At 64.0% G+C, this 20,293-nt stretch carries 16 protein-coding genes; 5 read left to right on the forward strand and 11 right to left on the reverse strand.

What is annotated here, in order from left to right; translation table 11 throughout:
- Positions 1–42 precede the first annotated feature (42 nt).
- The 10 genes from PV760_RS16240 to purU form a co-directional block, all read right to left on the reverse strand.
- Entirely contained in the window at positions 43–2,061 is a 2,019-nt protein-coding gene (locus PV760_RS16240) for a BCCT family transporter (protein ID WP_354628252.1), read from the reverse strand.
- A gap of 267 nt (positions 2,062–2,328) precedes the next feature.
- Positions 2,329–3,135: an IclR family transcriptional regulator gene (locus PV760_RS16245; protein WP_018779506.1), complete on the reverse strand. Its 807-nt coding sequence runs from the start codon at positions 3,133–3,135 to the stop codon at positions 2,329–2,331.
- A 128-nt stretch (positions 3,136–3,263) separates the two neighbouring features.
- On the reverse strand, positions 3,264–4,142 hold the full coding sequence (gene fdhD / locus PV760_RS16250; RefSeq protein ID WP_354628253.1) for a formate dehydrogenase accessory sulfurtransferase FdhD: 879 nt from the start codon (positions 4,140–4,142) through the stop codon (positions 3,264–3,266).
- Positions 4,130–5,395 (reverse strand): molybdopterin molybdotransferase MoeA, encoded by a 1,266-nt coding sequence (locus tag PV760_RS16255; protein ID WP_354628254.1) that lies wholly within the window; start codon positions 5,393–5,395, stop codon positions 4,130–4,132. The genes fdhD and PV760_RS16255 overlap by 13 nt, the downstream gene beginning before the upstream one ends.
- A 97-nt stretch (positions 5,396–5,492) precedes the next feature.
- Positions 5,493–6,710: a formaldehyde dehydrogenase, glutathione-independent gene (gene fdhA, locus PV760_RS16260; protein WP_018779503.1), complete on the reverse strand. Its 1,218-nt coding sequence runs from the start codon at positions 6,708–6,710 to the stop codon at positions 5,493–5,495.
- Positions 6,711–6,869: 159 nt separating this feature from the next.
- On the reverse strand, positions 6,870–9,188 hold the full coding sequence (locus PV760_RS16265; protein ID WP_281444672.1) for an FdhF/YdeP family oxidoreductase: 2,319 nt from the start codon (positions 9,186–9,188) through the stop codon (positions 6,870–6,872).
- Between the two features lie 11 nt (positions 9,189–9,199).
- Positions 9,200–10,087, reverse strand: coding sequence for a bifunctional 5,10-methylenetetrahydrofolate dehydrogenase/5,10-methenyltetrahydrofolate cyclohydrolase (locus PV760_RS16270; protein WP_354628255.1), 888 nt, complete (start codon positions 10,085–10,087; stop codon positions 9,200–9,202).
- Entirely contained in the window at positions 10,084–10,710 is a 627-nt protein-coding gene (locus PV760_RS16275) for a cyclodeaminase/cyclohydrolase family protein (RefSeq protein WP_018779500.1), read from the reverse strand. The genes PV760_RS16270 and PV760_RS16275 overlap by 4 nt, the downstream gene beginning before the upstream one ends.
- Positions 10,711–10,856: 146 nt before the next feature.
- On the reverse strand, positions 10,857–13,349 hold the full coding sequence (locus tag PV760_RS16280) for a GcvT family protein (RefSeq protein ID WP_055973836.1): 2,493 nt from the start codon (positions 13,347–13,349) through the stop codon (positions 10,857–10,859).
- 48 nt (positions 13,350–13,397) lie between these two features.
- Positions 13,398–14,315 (reverse strand): formyltetrahydrofolate deformylase, encoded by a 918-nt coding sequence (gene purU, locus PV760_RS16285; RefSeq protein ID WP_039239422.1) that lies wholly within the window; start codon positions 14,313–14,315, stop codon positions 13,398–13,400.
- 131 nt (positions 14,316–14,446) lie between these two features.
- Here purU and PV760_RS16290 point away from each other — a divergent pair, with 131 nt between their 5' ends.
- The 3 genes from PV760_RS16290 to PV760_RS16300 all read left to right on the forward strand — a co-directional run bounded on the left by PV760_RS16290 (position 14,447) and on the right by PV760_RS16300 (position 16,431).
- Complete coding sequence (locus PV760_RS16290) at positions 14,447–15,127, forward strand: GntR family transcriptional regulator (protein WP_055973833.1); 681 nt, start codon at positions 14,447–14,449, stop codon at positions 15,125–15,127.
- Positions 15,128–15,285: 158 nt separating this feature from the next.
- Positions 15,286–16,200: a pyridoxal 5'-phosphate synthase lyase subunit PdxS gene (pdxS, locus tag PV760_RS16295; RefSeq protein WP_354628256.1), complete on the forward strand. Its 915-nt coding sequence runs from the start codon at positions 15,286–15,288 to the stop codon at positions 16,198–16,200.
- A 15-nt stretch (positions 16,201–16,215) separates the two neighbouring features.
- Positions 16,216–16,431, forward strand: coding sequence for a hypothetical protein (locus tag PV760_RS16300; RefSeq protein ID WP_229778699.1), 216 nt, complete (start codon positions 16,216–16,218; stop codon positions 16,429–16,431).
- 43 nt (positions 16,432–16,474) lie between these two features.
- Here PV760_RS16300 and PV760_RS16305 read toward each other — a convergent pair whose 3' ends face one another.
- A complete protein-coding gene (locus PV760_RS16305) occupies positions 16,475–17,407 on the reverse strand; it encodes a LysR family transcriptional regulator (RefSeq protein WP_039239424.1) in 933 nt (310 codons plus the stop codon).
- Positions 17,408–17,576: 169 nt separating this feature from the next.
- Here PV760_RS16305 and PV760_RS16310 point away from each other — a divergent pair, with 169 nt between their 5' ends.
- Together PV760_RS16310 and PV760_RS16315 are read left to right on the forward strand one after the other, a co-directional pair.
- A complete protein-coding gene (locus PV760_RS16310; RefSeq protein ID WP_018779493.1) occupies positions 17,577–18,881 on the forward strand; it encodes an aromatic ring-hydroxylating oxygenase subunit alpha in 1,305 nt (434 codons plus the stop codon).
- Positions 18,878–20,293, forward strand: a complete 1,416-nt coding sequence (locus tag PV760_RS16315) for a ferredoxin reductase (RefSeq protein WP_055973828.1) — start codon at positions 18,878–18,880, stop codon at positions 20,291–20,293. Before PV760_RS16310 ends, PV760_RS16315 begins: the two co-directional genes overlap by 4 nt.

Consider the following 20,293-nt stretch of genomic DNA (forward strand, 5'->3'; position numbering starts at 1 on the left):
AGGTAAAGAGCTGTGCAGGTGAAGTGCTTGGGGCGGAGCCGGTCACTTGTCTTCGGAGTTCAGCTGGGGTTTGCCGACGAGCGGTATGGTCCCTGTGGCCGTTCCTCCGGGGCAATCGGACTCGTTACATTTCCCGGCGCACTCATGCTTGGTGACGAGGTCGAACTGGACGCCGCCGTGTTGCTCGACACCGGTCCGGATGGCTCGTTCAACCACCGAGGTGGCAAGTCGCTTATGCAGCGACAGGGGATCGCGCCGCAGGTCCTTGGTCAGGGCGAAACAGAGCAGCAGCATGACGATCACGAACGGCAGCGCCGCCACGATGGTGACTCTTTGCAATCCGGCCAGGGCTTCGGATGGTTCATCACCACCAGCCAGCAGCATGACCGCTGCAACAGCACCGGTGAGGCTTCCCCAGAAGATGACCACGGCACGGCGGGGGTGCTCAGCACCGTTGGAGCTGAGTGAGCCCATGACGATGGAGGCCGCGTCGGCACCGGTGATGAAGAAGATCGCCACGAGCACCATGGCCAGGACAATGACAGCGACCGTGGCCCAGCCGGGCATTCCCAGGTTCTTGACGAGGTCGAAGAGTGCGCCGTCGAAGTTGACTGAAGGGACCCCGTTGGTTGTGGTCACCAGGCCGGGCGTACCGGCCTTGTCCGCTTCCTGCTGGACGTGGAATGCGGCTCCGCCGAAGATGCCGAACCAGATCACGCTGACAACGCTGGGGACCAGAAGCACGCCGGTAACGAATTGGCGGATGGTGCGGCCGCGGCTGATGCGCGCGATAAAGAGGCCAACGAAGGGCGTCCAGGAGATCCACCAGGCCCAGTAGAAGATGGTCCAGCTGGTCATCCAGCTGCGCAACGCGTCGTCGCCCACGGCTTCTGTCCTGGACGACATCTCCGCGAGGTCGCGGGCGTAGTCGCCGATGGCCGAGGGGATCAGGTTGAGGATGAACAGGGTGGGGCCGGCAACGAAGACGATGAGTGCAAGCACCACGGCCAGGACCATGTTGATATTGGACAGCCACTGGATTCCGCGGCTGATGCCGGAAACCGCTGATGCTACGAAGCAGAACGTCAGGACGGCCACGATGACCACCAGCACGGGAGTGCCGATCTCACCCACCCAGCCGTTGGACGTCATGCCGCTGCCGATCTGCAGGGCACCGAGGCCCAGGGAAGCAGCGGTTCCGAAGAGGGTGGCAAAGATGGCAAGGATGTTGATGAACTTTCCGATCGGCCCTTCGACCATCCGGATGCCGAACAGCGAAGTGAACGCTGCGGAGACCAGCTGTTTGCGGCCGAGGCGGTAGGTCCCGTAGGCCATGGCGATGCCAACCACTGCGTACATGGCCCACGGGTGGAGGGTCCAGTGGAAGATCGAGGTGGCCATGGCGGTCTGGATGGCGGCGGGCGTGCGGCCGTCCACGGTTCCTGGCGGGGGCGAGATGTAGTGGTAGAGAGGCTCAGCCACGCCGTAGAACATGAGGCCGATGCCCATGCCCGCGGCGAACATCATGGCCACCCAGGAGACGGTGCGGAATTCGGGCTTCTCGCCGTCCTTGCCCAGCGGGATGTTGCCGAATTTGCCCAGGGCCAGCCACAGGACAAAGACGACGAACAAGGAGGCGAGGACCATGAAGAGCCAGCCTGTGTATTCCATGACCCAGTTCAGGGCACCTTTGGATGTTTCCGAAAGGCTGTCGCGTCCGACAAAGCCCCAGACCACGAAGGCGACGGCGATGGCGCCCGTGATCCCGAAGGTGACTTTGTCGAGGGTAAGTTTCTGGTTCCGGCGGGCGGAGACGGCCTGCTCGGTCTTGGCGTTGCGCAGTTCCACCAGGATCTGATCGTATTCTTCAGAATCGGGGAGAGTCTCTGCGCCTCCATCCTCGTCGTTGAGGGCTGCCGGGTTTGTTGCATCGGGGGAGCTGCTGATGACTTCTTCAGGAAGCTCCACGTGGGCGGGTCGGGTTGCTGGACTGCCTGCCGGACGATCGTCGGCAGGCAACTCCTCAGGTGTTAACGGTTTTATGTCACTGTTTGTAGCCATGAGCGGGTCCTTTGCTCGGCGAGTCATGGGTTTTGCGTTGATGCACGGCCTTGGGCTGTGCGTTCGGAGAAGGTTAGGAACGTTCCGCATGAATCAACAACATTCGCGCTAAGCAACAGAGTGCGCCCCGTCACACATCAAAGTCAAGGCTTTTCCCGTCTTTGACGGCCACTTGATATATCAATTGGCCTTGACGTGGGGTGTTGCCTATCATGATGACCGTTGCGCCAAGAGCGCCGCGGGGAAAGAGCTGGTTACGGGTCCGGACTAACGGGGCCTGTAGCCCATCCTGGCGCTGATACTCAGCCCGGCCTCGCGCAGTCCATCGATGAGGCCCGGCTGCTCTTCTGGCGAAAAACGGAACGCCGGACCGGAGATGCTCACGGCGGCAATGACACTGCCGGTGTGGTTGAAAATGGGCACAGCCACGGCGGTGAGGCCGATCTCAAACTCTTCGTGGACCGTGGCGTATCCGTTGCGGGCCACGTCCAGCAGTTGCTTCTCCAGCTCTCCGCGGTTCGTCACCGTGCGGGGCGTTCGTGCAGGCAGCCCAACCGCCTTGAAAACCTGGGTTCTTTCGTCTGCCGTCAGTGCTGCCAGGAGAACCTTGCCGCTCGACGTGGCATGCAACGGCGTCAGGCTCCCCACCCAGTCATAGGTGGCCAAAGTCGACGGTCCCATCGCCTGGTCCACGTTGACCGCATAGTTGGACCTCAGGACAGCCAGATTGACCGTCTCCTTGTACTCGTGAGCCAGGGCCTCCAGCACTTCCCGTGCCTCGTGGACAACACTCAGCCTGCCGGGAATGGATGACGCCAGGCGGAGGATGCCGAAGCCCAGCTGGTACTTGCCACGTTCGCTGTTTTGCCGGACGAGGTCGCGGCCAACCAGGGAGCCCACAAGCCGGGACACGGTGGATTTGTGGACGCCCATCTCCTCGGCGATTTCGCTCACTCCGGCGTCGCCTTCCCGGGCCAGGATTTCCAGGATCTGGAGGGCGCGGTCCACTGACTGGACGCCTCCGCCCTGGGCGTCCGCGTCCTTGTCGAAGTCCGGGTTGTTGCGTGCGGCCATGCTGCCTCGTGTCGTTGTCCAGGCAGGCGGCCCTGGGCCTGGTAGCCCTGAACGGCCTGCACCCTCGTCTTTCCTCATCCTAGACGGAGTTTTACACGGACTCTTTCACATCATGGGGCACTCGTAACTTATGCGCTGACGGCCACCTCCTGGACGTTGGCCCGTGAATCGATGAGTCGTTCCCTTCCTACATAGACGTTCAGGCTGTGGCCACGGCTGAAGCCCACCAGGGTCAGGCCGGTCCCCACTGCAAGATCGGCTGCCAGGCTAGAGGGTGCGCTGACCGCTGACAAGACCGGTATTCCGGCCAGCGCGGCCTTCTGGACGAGTTCGAACGATGCCCTGCCGGAGACCTGCAGGACCAGGCCCGTCAGCGGCAACAGGTCCTGGCGGAGTGCCCACCCCACCACCTTGTCGACGGCGTTGTGGCGCCCCACGTCCTCGCGAAGGCACAGGAGCTCCGGCTCGGAACCATCCACCCTGAAGAGTCCCGCAGCATGGACACCGCCGGTCCTGTCGAAAACGGCCTGGGCCTCACGGAGGCGGTCCGGCAGCCCGGCCAGGAGATCAACGGGAACCCGCAGCCCATCCAGGGACGCGTCGTAGTGGATGGTCTTGCGCACGGCGTCGATCGAGTCGGTTCCGCAGATGCCGCACGAGCTGGACGTGTAGACGTGGCGTTTGGTGTCCGGCAGGGGCACGTCCGGGCGCAGCTGGGCGTCGACGACATTGAAGGTCTGTGTCCCGTCCTTTTCGCCGGCACAGAACCGCAGGGAAAGCAGTTCCGATGGGTTCCGGATGATGCCCTCGGACACCAGGAACCCGGCCACAAGATCGAAGTCGTCCCCGGGTGTCCGCATTGTCACTGCGAAGGAGGTCCCACCGATCCTGATTTCCAGTGGCTCCTCGGCAGCCAGGACGTCCTCTTTGTGACGAACAGGGTGCTCGCCGCCCGTCCCATCGAGTTGGAAACGGTGGATTTTCCTGCGCTGCGTCATGCGGGCCATACGGTGGGCCTTCCTGGCTGGTTCTGGCCCGGGTTGCCGATGGGCGCTGTCCATGGCAGGGGCAGCACGGGAACCGGCTCGCCGGCCACTGCTCCTTCCGGAGGCACCGCCATATACGCGTCGGCCCACGCGAGCCCGCGCATCATCCCGGGACGAGCGTGGGCGGCCGGGAACACCAGCCCGTGGATGAGCCGGCAGGGTATGAGGCGCGTCTTTCCCTGGACGGGTTCGATGTCGGCGCCGGAAAGCAGCGGAGTGGCCTCCTGGAAGGGGCGGTTTCCCAGGGCGGCGAGCAGGGGTTCGCCCAGGGTCATGAGGGCCAGCATGGCTGCCAGCGGATTGCCCGGCAGCCCGATGATGAAGTGACCGTCCGGCAGTTCGGCCATGACGGCGGGATGTCCGGGGCGCATGGCTACCCCGTCCAGCAGGAGCCGCCCGCCGAGCGCCGCTACGGCGGCACGGAAGTGGTCTGTACCGGATTTTCCGGTGCCTCCGGTGGTGATCGTCACCTCGGGACGCCGCCCGCCGCCGGCGCCGTCCAGTGCCGCCAGCCACTCTCCGTACGAGTCGCCGATCCGTAGCTGCCCATCCGGCACTCCGCCCAATTGCGGGATGACGGCATTGAGCTGCGGACCAAAAGCATCGCGCACCTGTCCGGGCGCGGGGTCACCTGAGGTGACCACTTCAGAACCGGTCATGACGACGGCGACCCTCGGCTTGCGCTGTACCTGCAGCTGATCGTGGCCGGCCACCGCGGCCAGGGCAAGGTGTGCCGGATTGAGGAGGGTGCCGGCGGGTATGAGGATGTCGCCTGCGGTGGCTTCTTCGCCGGCCGGGCGGATGTGGCGGCCGGGAAGTGTTTCGCCCGGTTTCATCTCCGGCCCCAAGGTGAGGTGCCCGTCGTCGGACAGCTGTCCGCTTTCCTTGCGGAGCACAGTGGTGGCTCCGGCAGGAATGAGGCCTCCGGTGGCAATGACACTGGCTTCTCCGGCAGAAAGGCGCCGCCCGGGCCCGGTGAGTGCCCAGGGTCCTTCACCGCTGATGGCCCAGCCGTCCATGGCAGATGACGCGTAATGGGGAAGGTCCTGCCGGGCAACAACATCGCGGGCCAAAGTGCAGCCGATCGCCGCGTCGAGGCTTGTTGGTGCGGAGGGGAGGGGAGCTGCGCAGTGGTACGCCAGTTGCCGGGCTTCGGCCCACGTCATGGCATGGTTCCGCTGGAGGCCGGCTGTTAACTCCTCTTGTGCAAGCATGGATGTCCGTTTCCTGGGTGGTGCTTCCGGTGTGGAAGGCACCGGGGACTGCACGGCCTTCCCGTAATTACTGCCGCGCAGTCCCCGGTAGCTGTTGTCAGGCCTTCACGTAACCGTTGGGGTTCAGTACGAACTTGGTTGCGGCTCCGGCGTCGAATTCGGCGTAGCCGCGGGGCGCGTCTTCGAGCGGGATGGCCTGGGCGTTGACCGCCTTGGCGATCTGGACCTTGTCGTGGAGGATGGCCATCATCAACTGGCGGTTGTACTTCATCACGGGGCATTGACCGGTGGTGAAGGACAAGGACTTGGCCCAGCCCGTCCCCAACGACAGGGAGAGCGAACCGTGCTTGGCGGCGTCGTCGATTCCGCCCGGATCGCCGGTCACGTAGAGGCCCGGGATGCCCAGGGCGCCGCCGGCCGCGGTGATGTCCATGAGTGAGTTCAGCACGGTGGCCGGGGCTTCGTGCGAGGCGTCCTTTCCGTGTCCCCGGGCTTCGAAGCCCACAGCGTCAACGCCGCAGTCCACTTCGGGAACGCCCAGGATCTGCTCGATCTGGTCCTTGGGATCGCCTTGGGAGACGTTGACGGTTTCGCAGCCGAAGGATCGGGCCTGGGCGAGGCGGTCCTCGTTCATGTCGCCCACAATCACGACGGCGGCCCCCAGCAGTTGGGCGCCGACCGCGGCAGCGATGCCCACGGGACCGGCACCGGCAACGTACACGGTGGACCCGACGCCGACACCGGCTGTGACTGCGCCGTGGAAGCCGGTGGGGAAAATGTCCGAGAGCATGGTCAGGTCCATGATCTTCTCCAGGGCCTGGTCCCGGTCCGGGAAGCGCAGGAGGTTCCAGTCCGCGTACGGGACCAGGACATACTCCGCCTGTCCGCCGACCCAGCCCCCCATGTCCACGTAGCCGTAGGCGCTGCCGGGGCGGTCGGGGTTGACGTTGAGGCAGATGCCGGTCTTCTGTTCCTTGCAGTTCCGGCAGCGGCCACAGGAGATGTTGAACGGTACCGAGACGATGTCACCTACCTTGATGAATTCGACGTCGGGTCCCACCTCCACCACTTCACCGGTGATTTCGTGGCCAAGGACAAGGTTCTGCGGTGCGGTGGTGCGTCCGCGGACCATGTGCTGGTCCGAACCGCAGATGTTGGTGGTCACTGTCCGCAGGATGGCCCCGTGCGGGACCTTCCTGCCGACGTTGGCCGGGTTGACGCCCGGTCCGTCCTTGAGTTCAAACGTTGGGTAGTCGGTGTCGATGATTTCGACGACACCGGGTTCCTTGTAGGCGACTGCTCTGTTTCCTGACATGGTTACTCCCTGTTCCTTGCTGTTGTTGAACTGAGCTGTCCAACGGTCCGAAAGCGGTGCTTCGATGAGGAATACCTCCCCAGGTTTCAGGCCACCGAAGCACCATTCACGGACAGTTGGACATATCGATAAACGGACAAATGGACAGTTGTGGTGCGGCTAGGCCTTTTCCAGCCGGATGATCACGGACTTCGAGGTCGGGGTGCCGCTGGTGTCGGCGACGGAATCCAGCGGCACCAGGACGTTGGTTTCGGGGTAGTACGCGGCGGCGCAGCCTTTCGGCGTCGAATAGGAAACGATGCGGAAGTTTTCGGCCCGTCGCTCTGTCCCGTGGAACTCCGAGACCAGGTGGACCATGTCCCCATCGGCAAAGCCGAGCTCGCTGATGTCCCCTGCATTGATCAGCACCACCCGACGGCCGCCGTGGATGCCGCGGTACCGGTCGTCCTTGCCGTAAATGGTGGTGTTGTACTGGTCGTGGGAGCGCAGGGTTTGGAGGACCAGCTTGCCCGGCGGGACTTTGATGAACTCCAGTTCATTGCCCGTGAAGTGCGCTTTCCCGGAGGCCGTGTCGAACTTCCTGGCGTCGCGGGGCGGGTGGGGCAGCACGAAGCCGCCGGGATGCTGGATCCGGGCTTCGAAGTCTTCAAATCCGTCGAAGACCGCCTCGATGTGTTTCCTGATCAGGGTGTAGTCGTCCCTCATGGCGAGCCAGGAAGCCCTGGGGGTGTTGGGCAATCGTTGGTACCCGTCGGTGAAAAGCTTGTCCGCGAGGTTGCAGACGATCGCGACTTCGGAGTGGAGGTGCTCGCTTGCAGGCTTCAGGCGGCCACGTGAGGCGTGGACGGCACTCATGGAATCTTCCACGGTGACCCGCTGGTCGCCGGTTCGCTGGGTGTCCTTTTCGGTGCGACCGAGGGTCGGCAGGATCAGTGCCCGCCGGCCGGTGGACAGGTGCGAGTGGTTCAGCTTGGTGGAGATCTGGACGGTCAACCGGGTGTTGGCCAAGGCGTGCTCGGTGACCTCCGAGTCGGGGGCGGCCCGCACGAAATTGCCGCCCATTCCCATGAAGAAACGCACTTTCCCGTCCCGCATGGCACGGATGGCCGCAACAGTGTCATAGCCGTGGTCCCGGGGCGAACGGAATTCGAATTCCTGGTCCAGTCGGTCGTGGAATGCTTCCGGCATCTTCTCGAAGATGCCCATGGTGCGGTCGCCCTGGACATTCGAGTGGCCACGCACAGGGCAGACGCCGGCGCCGGGCTTGCCGATGTTTCCTTGGAGCAGCAGGACGTTCACCACGTCGCGGAGCGTGGGCACGGAGTGCTTGTGCTGCGTCAGGCCCATGGCCCAGCAGACAATGGTGGCGCTGGAAGCCAGAAGCCGTTCACCGGTGGCGTGGATCTGTTCCAGGGTGAGCCCCGTTGCCTCCACGATGTCATCCCATTCCACCTTCTCCAGGAAACGGAGATAGTCGTCGATGCCCACGGTGTGGTCATTGATGAACGCATGGTCAAGAACGGTTTCCAGGCCCGGGGTCTTGCGGCCCTCGGCTTCGGCTTCCAGAAGGTATTTACCCAGGCCCTGGAAGAGAGCCTGGTCGCCACCGGCACGGATCTGCAGGAAATCGTCCGTCAGCTGCGTTCCTTGGATCATTCCTGCCACATGCTGCGGGTTTTCGAAGTGCAGGAGTCCGGCTTCGGGAAGCGGATTGACGGACACGATGACCGCACCGTTCTTCTTGGCCTTCTCCAGCGCACTGAGCATGCGGGGGTGGTTGGTTCCGGGATTTTGCCCGGCGACGAAGATCAGGGACGCCGTCTCCAGATCGGTGAGGCTGACGGAGCCTTTACCGATACCGATCGTTTCCACCAAGGCGGAACCGGAGGATTCGTGGCACATGTTGGAACAGTCAGGCAAATTGTTCGTGCCGATTCCGCGGACCAGGAGCTGATATACGAAAGCTGCTTCGTTGGACGTCCGGCCCGAGGTGTAGAACACCGCTTGGTCCGGGTTTTCCAACTCCCTGAGTTCCCGGGCCATCAGCTCGTAAGCGTCGTCCCACTCGATCGGGGTGTAGTGGGTGGCTCCTTCTTCAAGGACCATGGGATGCGTCAGGCGCCCCTGTTGGCCCAGCCAGTAGTCGTCGCGGGTCTTCAGTTCTTCCACTGAGTACTTGGCGAAGAATTCGGGAGTGACGCGCCGGCGGGTGGCTTCCTCAGCAACGGCTTTGGCGCCGTTCTCGCAGAACTCCGCCGCGTTCCGCTTTTCATGTTCGGGCCAGGCACAGCCCATGCAGTCGAAACCGTCCAGCTGGTTTACGGCGAGCAGGGTCTGGACGCTGCGCACCGGACCCATCTGTTCCAGCGAGATTTTCAACGCGTTGGCGACGGCCGGGATGCCCACCGCCTTGGTTTTGGGTTTGGTGACGGTCAGCTTTGACTCATCAATGTTTCCGTCGGGGGCTTTGGTAGCCATGAGGTTTCCCTTCAGATCCGGGCGGAGGAGGTGGCGGTGGCCAAGTGGGCCGGCTCCTGCTGCCGTGCGGCTTCAACCGTGTGCAGGAGCAACAGGGCTGTGGTGACTGAGCCTACGCCGCCGGGCACCGGGGTCAACCCGGCCGCGACACCGGTGACGCTCGCCTCGTCAACGTCCCCCACCAGTGAGCCGTCGGGCAGGACGTTGGTTCCGACGTCGACCACTACCGTCTCCGGCGAGATGTGGCTGCCTTTAAGCAGGCCCGTCCTTCCGGCGGCAACAACCACGACGTCGGCCGGCCGGGTATAGCGCTCCAGCGGCCCCGACCTGGAATGGCAGATGGTGACAGTCGCGTCCCGCTCCAGGAGGAGCAAGGCCAGCGGCTTGCCCACTACTGCGGAACGTCCGACGACGACCACGTTGCGTCCCGCGACGGGCACGTCGAAGTGGTCCAGCAGTTCCACCACGGCTTGCGCTGTTGCGGGGGCGAAGGCGGGTTGGCCTACAGCCAAGCGGCCGAGGCTGAGGGGATTGGCGCCGTCGATGTCCTTTTCCGGGGCGATGAGGCCCACCAGCGAATCAGCCTTTACGCCCACCGGCAACGGCGTCTGCAGAATGATTCCGTTGACCGAAGGTTCAGTGCTGAGATCCCCGAGGACGCTTGCCAATACCTGCTCGGTGGCCTCGGGTCCCAGGTCCACGATCCTGCAACCGATGCCCAGCCGTTCGGCTGCACGTTCGATGGAGCGGACGTACCAAAGCGTCGACTCGTCATCGGTGGCAACCACCACGGCCAGGACGGGATGGCGCCCGCTGTTCTCCAGGGCGCGGACTTCTTCCCCGGCGCGCTGTTGAATGAGGGTTGCCAGCTGCTTGCCGGAAAGCACTTGGGTGTTCACGAGAGGATCCTTTCGCGGACGCGCTTGACCAGGGAATCGGCCGCGAGGACCACTTTGTCCTCAAGTCCGTCCGTCTGCCCCGCCAGGCGGCTGCGGGCGGCGCTGTCCTTGATGGCCACGACATTGATGTCGATGTTCACGCGCGCTGTCGTGGCGGCAGCGCGGGCGGCATCTGCAGCCGCGGCGACATCGCTGATGACGTTGGGGTTTGCCGCATCCAGGAGATCGGTGGCGAGGCTGACGACCTCACCGGCGACCCGGATGAGTTGCGCGGGAGTTTGGGCTGCCTGGACCAGGGCATCCTGGATGGCTGCGCTGCGGGCACTCTTGAGTTCGTCCGTGTCCGACGGGAGTTTGTAGGAGTCAATGACGGTCTGGAAGGCGTGCTCATCGGCGTCGGCCAGGCGCAAGGCTTCCACTATCAGGTGGTCGGCGGCGCTGGTGATCCGGGCTACGAGCGCGGCATGCTGCTCAAACTTCGCGCCTGTGGTGTACCGGGCCACCATGGCAACCAACGCGGCTCCTTGTGCCGCGTGCAGCGCAGCGGCAGCACCGCCGCCCGGTGTGGGCTGGCGGGAGGCCAGCCTGGAGAGGTAATCATTGATGGTTTCAGAGCTGATCATGTGCCGTCCTGGCTGAACTGGGTAAGACGCTGAACTGGATGTGAAGGCCGGAAACAGCGGCCCGGACCCCGGTCTGTCGGGAGAGGGGAAGGGCCCGGGCCGCATGTCCTGGCTGCGGGTCGTTGACGGGCCCGCAGTGTGCGGGGTCAGCCGCGGAGCCGGCTCATGGTGGGGTCGTACAGCGGATCCTCGGTGACCGTTGCCTGGATGCGGCGGCCGAAGTACTCGATCTCTACGGAGTCTCCCAGCGAGACCGCTGCCGGCAGGTAGGCGTAAGCGATCGGCTTGCGGACGGTGTAGCCGTAGGCTGCGCTGGTGACGTAACCCACCGCCTGGTCCTTGTAGAACACCGGTTCCTTGCCCAGCACGAGGCTCCTGCCGTCGTCGACGGTCAAGCAGCGCAGGCGGCGGGCGGAACCTTCCTCGGTGCGTCCTTCCAGGGCGGCCTTGCCAATGAAGTTCTCCTTGGCCATCTTCACGGCGAAACCGAGGCCGGCTTCGTAGGGGTCGTGTTCGGTGGTCATGTCCGTGCCCCAGGAGCGGTAGCCCTTTTCGAGGCGCAGCGAGCTGAAGGCAGCGCGACCGGCTGCGATGACGCCGAACGGCTGGCCGGCCTTCCACAGGGCATCCCAAAGGCGCTGGCCGTTGTCTGCGCTGGTGTAGAGCTCCCAACCGAGTTCGCCGACGTAGGACAAGCGCATCGCGGTCACCGTGACCCCGCCGATGGTGACCTTCTTGGCGCGGAAGTACTTCAGGCCATCGTTGCTGAAGTCGTCGTTGCTGACGGTGCTGATGAGGTCGCGGGCAAGAGGGCCCCACAAGCCGATGCAGCAGGTGCCGCCGGTGGTGTCGCGGACCTGGACCCAGTCGCCCGCGCTGCCGTTTTCGGTCTGGTGGCGGGCCGCGCGCTCAAAGTAGGCGGTGTCGATGTTGCCGTTGGCGCCCAGCTGGAAGGTGTCTTCGCTCAGGCGTGCCACCGTGATGTCGCTTCGGATTCCGCCGGCTTCGTCCAGGAGCAGGGTGTAGGTAACGGCACCGGGCTTCTTGGCGAGATCGCCGGTGGTCAGTTCCTGCAGGAGCTTCAAGGCGCCGGGGCCGGAAACTTCCAGGCGCTTCAGCGGCGTCATGTCGTACATGGCAACTGCCGTGCGGGTCTTCCACGCCTCCGCCGCAGCGATGGGGGAGCTGAACATCCCGGACCAGGCGTCACGGGCCGGCGGCTGCCACTCGTCCGGCATTTCCTTCAGCAACTCGGCGTTCGCTTCGAACCAGTAGGGGCGTTCCCAACCGGCACCTTCCAGGAAGTAGCCGCCCAGCTGCTTGTGGCGGGCGTGGAAGGGGCTGACCCGAAGGTTGCGGGGGGACAGCTTGGGCTGGAGCGGGTGCAGGACGTCGTAGATCTCCACGAAGTTCTGCTGGGACGTTTCGCTGACATACTCGGGCGTCAGCTGGACCTCTTCGAAGCGGTGGATGTCGCAGTCGCCAAGGTCGATCTTCGACTTTCCGTCCACCAGCAGCTCTGCCACGGCGCGGGCGATGCCGGCGGAGTGGGTAACCCACACGGCCTCGGCTACGAAGAAGCCATCCACTTCCTTGGACTCGCCCACCAGGGAGCCGCCGTCCGGGGTGAAGGAGAAGATGCCGTTGAAGCCGTCCTCGATCTCGCTTTCACGCAGTGCCGGGAGGATCTGCTTGGTAGCTTCCCACGCGGGAAGGAAGTCTTCCAGGGTGAAGTCCAGGCGGGAAGGCATGTTGTGTTCGCTGATGCTGCTGGGCTCGTAGCTGCCCAGTTCGTCCAGGTCCACGGGCATGGGGCGGTGCGCGTAGGAGCCGATGCCGTAGCGTTCGCCGTGCTCGCGGTAGTAAAGGTCCTGGTCCTGGTGGCGCAGGATGGGCAGCTGTGCGCCGTTGGGCAGTTCGTTCTTGCCCTTCTGTGCAGGGACCGGTGTGGTCTTGACGTACTGGTGGGCCAGGGGCAGGAGCGGGACGGACATCCCGATCAGCTCGCCTACCTTGGCGCCCCAGAAGCCGGCGCAGGAAACCACGATGTCCGCGGGGATCACGCCGTCGGCGGTCTCGACGCCGGTGACGCGGCGGTTGGACTGCTCGATCCCGGTCACCTCGGTGTTGCCGATGTACTTGACGCCGGCGGCCTCGGTGCGCTTGATGAGCAGCTGGACCGCGCGGGCGGCCAGGGCCAGGCCATCCGTGGGAACATGCAGGCCTCCGAGGATGTCTTCCTCGTTGATGAGGGGGTACAGTGCCTTGCACTCTTCGCGGGAGAGGATCTTGCCGTCGATGCCCCACGACTGCGCGTAACCCAGCTTGCGCTTGAGGTCCGCCAAGCGGGTTTCCGTGGTGGCTACTTCAAGGCCGCCCACCTGGTTGAAGCAGCTTTGGCCGTCCTCGGTCAGCGAGAGGAGCTTTTCCACCGTGTACTTGGCGAACAACGCCATGGACTTTGAAGGGTTGGTCTGGAACACCAGTCCCGGTGCATGCGAGGTGGAACCGCCGGGCATGTTCAGGGGGCCCTGGTCCAGGACGGTGATGTTGTTCCAGCCACGGGTGACCAGTTCGTCGGCGAGATTGGTGCCGACGATCCCGGCTCCGATGATGACAATGCGGGGCGTGGATGCCATGAGAATTCTCCTGCGGAAGTTCGTGTGGGGCGGGCTTGAACGGGCTGGTTAGCGGAAGACGACCGTGCTGGTCCGGTCCAGGAGGACGCGGTGTTCGCAGTGCCAGCGGACGGCACGGGAAAGTGCCAGTGCTTCTGCGTCCTGGCCCACAGTGGATAGCGCGTTGGGGCCGTAGCTGTGGTCCACGCGGATGACTTCCTGCTCGATGATCGGGCCCTCGTCCAGGTCGGCGGTGACGTAGTGGGCGGTAGCACCCACCTGCTTCACGCCGCGGTCGTAGGCCTGGTGGTAGGGGCGGGCACCCTTGAAGCCGGGGAGGAAGGAATGGTGGATGTTGATCGCGCGTCCTTCCAGCTTGCGGCACAGGTCGTTCGAAAGGACCTGCATGTAGCGGGCCAGGACCACGAGGTCGGCCTTGTATTCGTCCACAAGTTCCAGGAGCTTTTGCTCCGCCTCGGCCTTGGTGTCCGGGGTTACGGGGATGTGGATGAAGGGCAGCCCGGCTGCCTCGGCCATGGCGCGGTGGGTCTCATGGTTGGAGACGACGGCGACGAGCTCGCCGCCGAGGCTGCCTCCGCGCCAGCGGAAGATGAGGTCGTTGAGGCAGTGGCCAAACTTGGAGACCATCACCAGGACGCGTTGCTTGGTCTGGTCGTGGAAGCTGAATTTCATATCGAAGCGGTCAGCGATGGAACGGAACTCATCCTCCAGCTGATCCGGTGAGTAAGTCTGGCCGCCGGAGAAGGCAGTGCGCAGGTGCAATGTCTGGCGCAGGCTGTCATCGAACTGCTGGTGCTCTTCGATGTTGAAGCCGCGCTCGAAGAGGAAAGTGGTGACTGCCTGCACGATGCCCGGCTGTTCGACGCACGACAGTGTGAGTACGAACTTCTGCGCCTGCTCGTCCTTGAGCTGGCCGCGTTCTGCCGGAAGGGTGCTGAGGTGTGAGTCTGAAGCCACGAGGGTCATGTGTCCTCCTTAGGTGTTTGCCTAGATATATTCCTGAAATACGAACTGATATATTAGGATTGGAAATCAGCGTATACTGGTGTCCGGGGCAGGTCAATAGATTTCCCGGTTTTGAAGAAGGAGCTCACGCTGTGGCTACTGGAACTCTCGCAAGCATTGGCGACGCCACCAGGAAATCACTGGCCGACGTGGCCTACGAACGGCTGCGCGACCGCTTGTTGATGCTTGAAATCAAGCCAGGGGACATCCTTAATGACGAGCAGCTCGCCAAGGAGCTGGAAGTGGGGCGGACTCCCGTCCGTGAAGCTTTGAAACGGCTGGAGCTGGATCGGCTGGTGATTACCTACCCCCGGCGCGGAACGTTCGCCACCCGTGTGGAGGTAACCGACCTCGCCTTCATCTCCGAAATCCGCGCCCAGCTTGAACCGCTTGCCGCGGCCCGCGCAGCGCGGGTGGCTTCAGCTGCAACCAGGGAGCATCTGCGGAACGTGATGCGGGCCGTGGAGGACTTCGATGTCAGCGCGGCGTCCGTGGTGGAAACCCTGCGTCTTGACGCGAGCGTTCATCAGGGCATCTATTCGGCTGCAGCGAATCCGCACCTGGAGGACGTGCTGATCCGCTATGACAATCTGGCCACGCGGATCTGGTGCATGGTACTTGACAGGCTTCCGGACCTTGAGCACCACGTCCGCGAGCACCTGGATCTTCTGCGGGCTGTGATTGACGGCAACGAAGAAGAGGCCGCCGAACTCGCCCGCGTCCATGTCAGCGGATTTGAGCAAGCTGTTCGCCAGGCGCTGTTCGCCGCCTAAGGGCGTCCGCCGCCAAAGTGGTTGACTCGGCGACGGGCCACTTGCATACTGGACTTCTCACTAATATATCACTCGGATATTAGACGCGGCCAACACCTGGCCCATCCTGGTCCTGTGCTCGTGATGCAATCACGGCCCCCACGTCCCTGGAGTACCACGTGACTACACGACACCCTCTTTTCGAACACATTCCGCTCACGGGCAGCAGCCGCGTTAAGCGGGGCATGGCTGAGATGCTCAAGGGCGGCGTCATCATGGACGTCGTTAACGTCGAGCAGGCCCGCATCGCCGAGGATGCCGGTGCTGTTGCCGTGATGGCGCTTGAGCGGGTCCCGGCTGATATCCGCGCCCAGGGTGGCGTGTCCCGCATGTCCGATCCGGACATGATCGATCAGATCATCGCTGCCGTGTCCATCCCGGTGATGGCCAAGGCCCGTATCGGCCACTTCGTCGAAGCCCAGGTCCTGCAGTCCCTCGGTGTTGACTACATCGATGAGTCCGAGGTCCTGACCACGGCGGACTACATCAACCACATCGACAAGTGGAACTTCACCGTCCCGTTCGTCTGTGGTGCCACCAACCTCGGCGAGGCGTTGCGCCGTATCAACGAGGGCGCGGCGATGATCCGGTCCAAGGGCGAAGCCGGTACCGGGGATGTTTCCAACGCCACCGGGCACATGCGCAAGATCCGTTCGGAGATCGCCAAGCTCGCCGCCCTGCCCGAGGACGAGCTCTATGTTGCGGCCAAGGAACTGCAGGCCCCGTACGAGCTGGTCAAGGAAGTCGCCGCCACCGGCAAGCTTCCCGTGGTCCTGTTCACTGCCGGTGGCATCGCGACCCCGGCTGATGCTGCGATGATGATGCAGCTCGGCGCCGATGGCGTGTTCGTCGGTTCGGGTATCTTCAAGTCCGGCAACCCGGCAGAGCGTGCCGCCGCCGTCGTGAACGCTACTGCCTACTACGACGATCCTGACGTTATTGCCAAGGTCTCCCGCGGCCTGGGCGAAGCGATGGTCGGCATCAACGTCGACGAAATCCCGCAGCCCCACCGCCTCGCAGAACGCGGCTGGTAGGCCGGGGTGCTGGACGTGAGGCCGGTGAGGACGGCGGACGGCCGGGGACTGCGGATGGATTGGGCCAAGCTGACCGGCCACACCGTGGAGGTTTGGCTTTTCGACGACCACGTCATGACGGGCGTGGTGGAGCAGGCGGCGGATGACGACTCCGTCTTGTGGATCGCCGCCGCGGGAGCCGACACCCGGCGGCTCTTTGACAAGTCCACCGGCTACCAGGTCTGGGCTTAGCCGGAGCGCTGTTGCCGGCCGGGCCGGTTTTGTTGCCGTGGGCTCAGAGATCGTCTTCGGGCCGCGCCGCCAGAATCCGTTTGGCGCTGGCCTGCAGGATGCCCAGTGACTCCTGGATCAGGGGCGAGGCGATGCTGCCCCTGCGGACCGCTGCGACAATGCGGCGCGCAGGTTTCCCCTTGCCCGTAATGCGCAGCCGCACCACGTTCTCCGCGCTGTGCAGTGGCGCCAGCCGGGGCAGCAGGCCTACGCCAAGCCCGGCCCCTACGAACGCGATCTGGGTCTCCCATTCAACTGCCTCATGCGCGATCCGCGGCGTCACTCCCACTGCCGTAAATGCTGCGGTGAACAAAGAATGGTAGGTGGACCCCGCTGCCTCCGTGATCCACGGCTCCGACGCCAGTTCCTCGAGCGTCACCGTCTGCCGTGAAGCCAGGGGATGGTCCGCGGGAATGATGACGTCCAGTGGATCGTCCAGCAGGACCGTCTGCTCGAAGCGGGGATCGTCCTCGCCGTAGGTGTCGGACTGCATGGCCACAATGACGGCGAGGTCGATGCGTTCTGCCACAAGCAGGTCGAAGCAACGTGATGGATTTGCCTCCAGCACCTGCACCTCCAGCAGGGGCCGCGTGGAGCGCAGCGTTGCGGCCAGTGGCGCGAGAAGCTGCGCGGCCGCCGTCGAGAATCCGCCCAGGCCGAAATGTGACTGCACCTGGTCGCCGGCCTCCATTGCCGCGGCTCTCAGGCTCTCCCATTCGGCGATAAGGCTGTCCGAACCCGCCACGAGGAAGCGTCCTGTGGCGGTCAGCCGCACGCCCCGGCCGTCCTTGGTCAGCAGTTGCATGCCGAGGACGCGCTGGAGCTCGCGCAACTGCGCCGAGACGGCGGAAGGGGAATATCCCGTGAGCTCGGCCGTCGCCCCCACGGTGCCACATCGGGCAAACACCCGAAGTGTTATCAACCTCTGATCGATCATGGACCAATCATGCACCCATTACGCATGGTTATCTCCTAAATATTGCGCTTTTGTTGCAGTGCATTCGTCCCTAATCTCGTACTACGAAGACTTCGATAACGCCGCTTGCGACGATGCACCCGCGGCCCCCAAGATCCCCCAACTTACCCAGCCTCCCGGGAGGAAACCCATGACTGCTCAAGTGAACGTGCCCCTGAATTCACGCGGAAAACTCGCCTCAACATTGCCTGCCGAGCAGCTGGCCGAGATCAGTGCCCTGTTCGAGTTCCGGCGCACCGGCTACTCCTTGGACGCCCCCTTCTACACCGATCCCACGATCTTCAAGATCGACATGGAAGCCATCTTCGGTGCGCACTGGATCTTTGCCGGAAGCGTCGCCGAACTGCCGGAACCGGGTGACTACATCACGGTGGACTATGGCCCGTACTCCCTGATCGTCCTGCGCAACGACGACGGCGACGTCAACGTCCTTCACAACGTCTGCCGCCACCGCGGTGCCCGGGTGCTGACCGAAGCCGCAGGCTCCACCGGAAACCTGGTGTGCGGCTACCACTCCTGGACCTACTCGCCCGAGGGCAACCTGATCCACGCCTCGGCACCGGGGGAGACGAAGTTCGACAAGAACTGCTTCGCCCTCAAGCGCGCCCACAGCCGTGTAGTCGCGGGGCTCATTTTCGTCTGCATCGCGAGCGAGCCGCCGGCCGACTTCGATGAAACCTCCAAGATCTTCGAGCCCTACCTCGCGCCCCACGATCTGGCGAAGACAAAAATCGCCTACCAGCAGAACATCATCGAAGAGGGCAACTGGAAGCTCGTCATGGAGAACAACCGTGAGTGCTACCACTGCGATGGGCACCCGGAACTCGCCTGCTCCCTCTTCCCCACGTGGGGACTCACCGAGGGCCTGATTCCGGCCCACCTTGAGGAAGTCTGGGACCGCAACAAGGAAGCCCAGTCCTCCCTCGAGGAGCGCTGCCGCCGCTATGGCCTCCCCTACGAGGTAGTGGAGGAACTCGACACGCGCATCGCCGGCATCCGCATCTCCCGCGAATCCCTGGACGGTGAAGGCGAATCGTTCTCGCCCGACGGGCGCAGGCTTTCCAAGAAGCTCCTGGGCGATCTGCGCGACTTCCGCCTCGGCCGCTGCTCCATGCACCTGCAGCCCAACAGCTGGTTCCACTTCCAGAGCGACCACGTCATCACGTTCGGCGTCTTCCCCATCAACGAACACCAGTCGCTGGTCCGCACCACCTGGCTGGTGGCTGACGACGCCGTGGAAGGCGTCGACTACGACCTGGAAAAACTCACCTACACCTGGAAGCAGACGAACCTGCAGGACAAGGCGTTCGTTGAGCTGTGCCAGACGGGTGCCGGCAGCCCCGCCTACGAGCCCGGCCCCTACATGAAGAGCGAATACCAGGTGGAGGCATTCATCAACTGGTACGTCCAGCGCGTGCAGGAGCACTTGGCATGATTGAACTCCTCACTGAAACGGCAATCCGGGAGCCGCAGCGCATCCGGGGTCTTGAGATGCCGTGGAACCGGGTGATGGGCAGCAGCGAGGCACCCGCGCGTGCCGCACGTGCCCTGGGTCCCTGGCATCCGCAGGAGTTCATGGCCGAATGTGTCGAGACTGTTCCCGAGGCCGGCGGAATGATGACCTTCGTCTTCCGCCGTTGCGACGGGGCGCCCCTGGCGTTCCGTGCCGGCCAGTATGTCAACATCGCTTTTCCGGTAAACGGCGAGGACCAGGACCCGGTGGACCGCAGCTACTCGCTGTCCAGTTCGCCCACGGAGCCCTGGACCTTCAACATCACTGTCAAGAGCGATCCCACGGGCCTTGTGTCGCCATGGGTTCATGAGAACGTCAAGCCCGGCACTGTGCTGGACATGCTCGGACCGGTGGGGGCTTTCCACCTGCCAGACGCCGATCGGCGCGCCAGGTACCTCCTGTTGGCCGCCGGTGCCGGCATCACCCCCATCATGTCGATGGTGCGGACCATCCACTCCCTGCCCGGCCATGCCGACGTCGTGGTGCTGTACCACGGAGCGGAGGCCGGCGGCTTCGCGTTCCACCGGGAGCTGGCATACATCGCCTCCGTGGACTCACGCGTGAAGGTCTTCTACTCCCTGGGCGACCGCAGCAAACCGGAAGGATGGGAAGGGTTCAGCGGACGGCTCACAGCGGCCATGCTCGAAGAGGTGGCCCCTGACGCCAACGGCAGGCAGGTCTATGCCTGCGGCCCGGAAGGCTACCTGAACACGGCCACTGAGCTGCTGAAAAAGGTAGGCGTTGACGACACCTCCATTTACATGGAGTTCTTCACCGGTGACCGCCAGACCCTCCTCGAATACCAGGCAGAGCTCGCGCTCGCGGCAGATATTGCGGAGGAAATCGCCGAGGAAATCGCCGATTCCGCCGAGGACTACTACGAAAGCCAGCCGGCAGCGTTCGGGCTCTACGAGCCGGGTTACGACGCGGACGGGACTTTGGAAGCCACGGGCCTCCCGCTGGAAACCTCCGACCCGGACGCCTCAGGTCAGCAAGCTTCCGACGGCGGTCCAAGTCAGGCGCCCGAGGCTGCAACGCCTGATGCCTCGAGCTTCGAGACCGTCGGAACGGGAAGCCTCACCCTGTCCTTCCTGCGCACCGGCGTCAATGTCCGCATTGACCCCGATGAGCACATCCTGGGCGTGGCCCAGCGGGCCGGTGTCAGGATCGGTGCCAACTGCAAAGAGGGCATGTGCGGTTCCTGCAAGGTGGTCAAGCTTTCCGGCGAGGTGGAAATGAACCACCAGGGCGGAATCCGCTCGCGGGAAATCGACGCCGGCAAGTTCCTGCCCTGCTGCTCCACGGCGCGCACCGATATGGTGATCGACGCCTAG

Source organism: Paenarthrobacter sp. CC6, assembly GCF_040560085.1.
GTDB classification, from domain to species: Bacteria; Actinomycetota; Actinomycetes; order Actinomycetales; family Micrococcaceae; genus Arthrobacter; species Arthrobacter nicotinovorans.

Excerpts from the sequence above, each read along its gene's own strand:
- PV760_RS16240 (WP_354628252.1), bottom strand. The coding sequence starts at position 2,061 with ATGGCTACAAACAGTGACATAAAACCGTTAACACCTGAGGAGTTGCCT.
- PV760_RS16245 (WP_018779506.1), bottom strand. The coding sequence starts at position 3,135 with ATGGCCGCACGCAACAACCCGGACTTCGACAAGGACGCGGACGCCCAG.
- fdhD (WP_354628253.1), bottom strand. The coding sequence starts at position 4,142 with ATGGCCCGCATGACGCAGCGCAGGAAAATCCACCGTTTCCAACTCGAT.
- PV760_RS16255 (WP_354628254.1), bottom strand. The coding sequence starts at position 5,395 with ATGCTTGCACAAGAGGAGTTAACAGCCGGCCTCCAGCGGAACCATGCC.
- fdhA (WP_018779503.1), bottom strand. The coding sequence starts at position 6,710 with ATGTCAGGAAACAGAGCAGTCGCCTACAAGGAACCCGGTGTCGTCGAA.
- PV760_RS16265 (WP_281444672.1), bottom strand. The coding sequence starts at position 9,188 with ATGGCTACCAAAGCCCCCGACGGAAACATTGATGAGTCAAAGCTGACC.
- PV760_RS16275 (WP_018779500.1), bottom strand. The coding sequence starts at position 10,710 with ATGATCAGCTCTGAAACCATCAATGATTACCTCTCCAGGCTGGCCTCC.
- PV760_RS16280 (WP_055973836.1), bottom strand. The coding sequence starts at position 13,349 with ATGGCATCCACGCCCCGCATTGTCATCATCGGAGCCGGGATCGTCGGC.
- purU (WP_039239422.1), bottom strand. The coding sequence starts at position 14,315 with ATGACCCTCGTGGCTTCAGACTCACACCTCAGCACCCTTCCGGCAGAA.
- PV760_RS16305 (WP_039239424.1), bottom strand. The coding sequence starts at position 17,407 with ATGATCGATCAGAGGTTGATAACACTTCGGGTGTTTGCCCGATGTGGC.
- PV760_RS16310 (WP_018779493.1), top strand. The coding sequence starts at position 17,577 with ATGACTGCTCAAGTGAACGTGCCCCTGAATTCACGCGGAAAACTCGCC.
- PV760_RS16315 (WP_055973828.1), top strand. The coding sequence starts at position 18,878 with ATGATTGAACTCCTCACTGAAACGGCAATCCGGGAGCCGCAGCGCATC.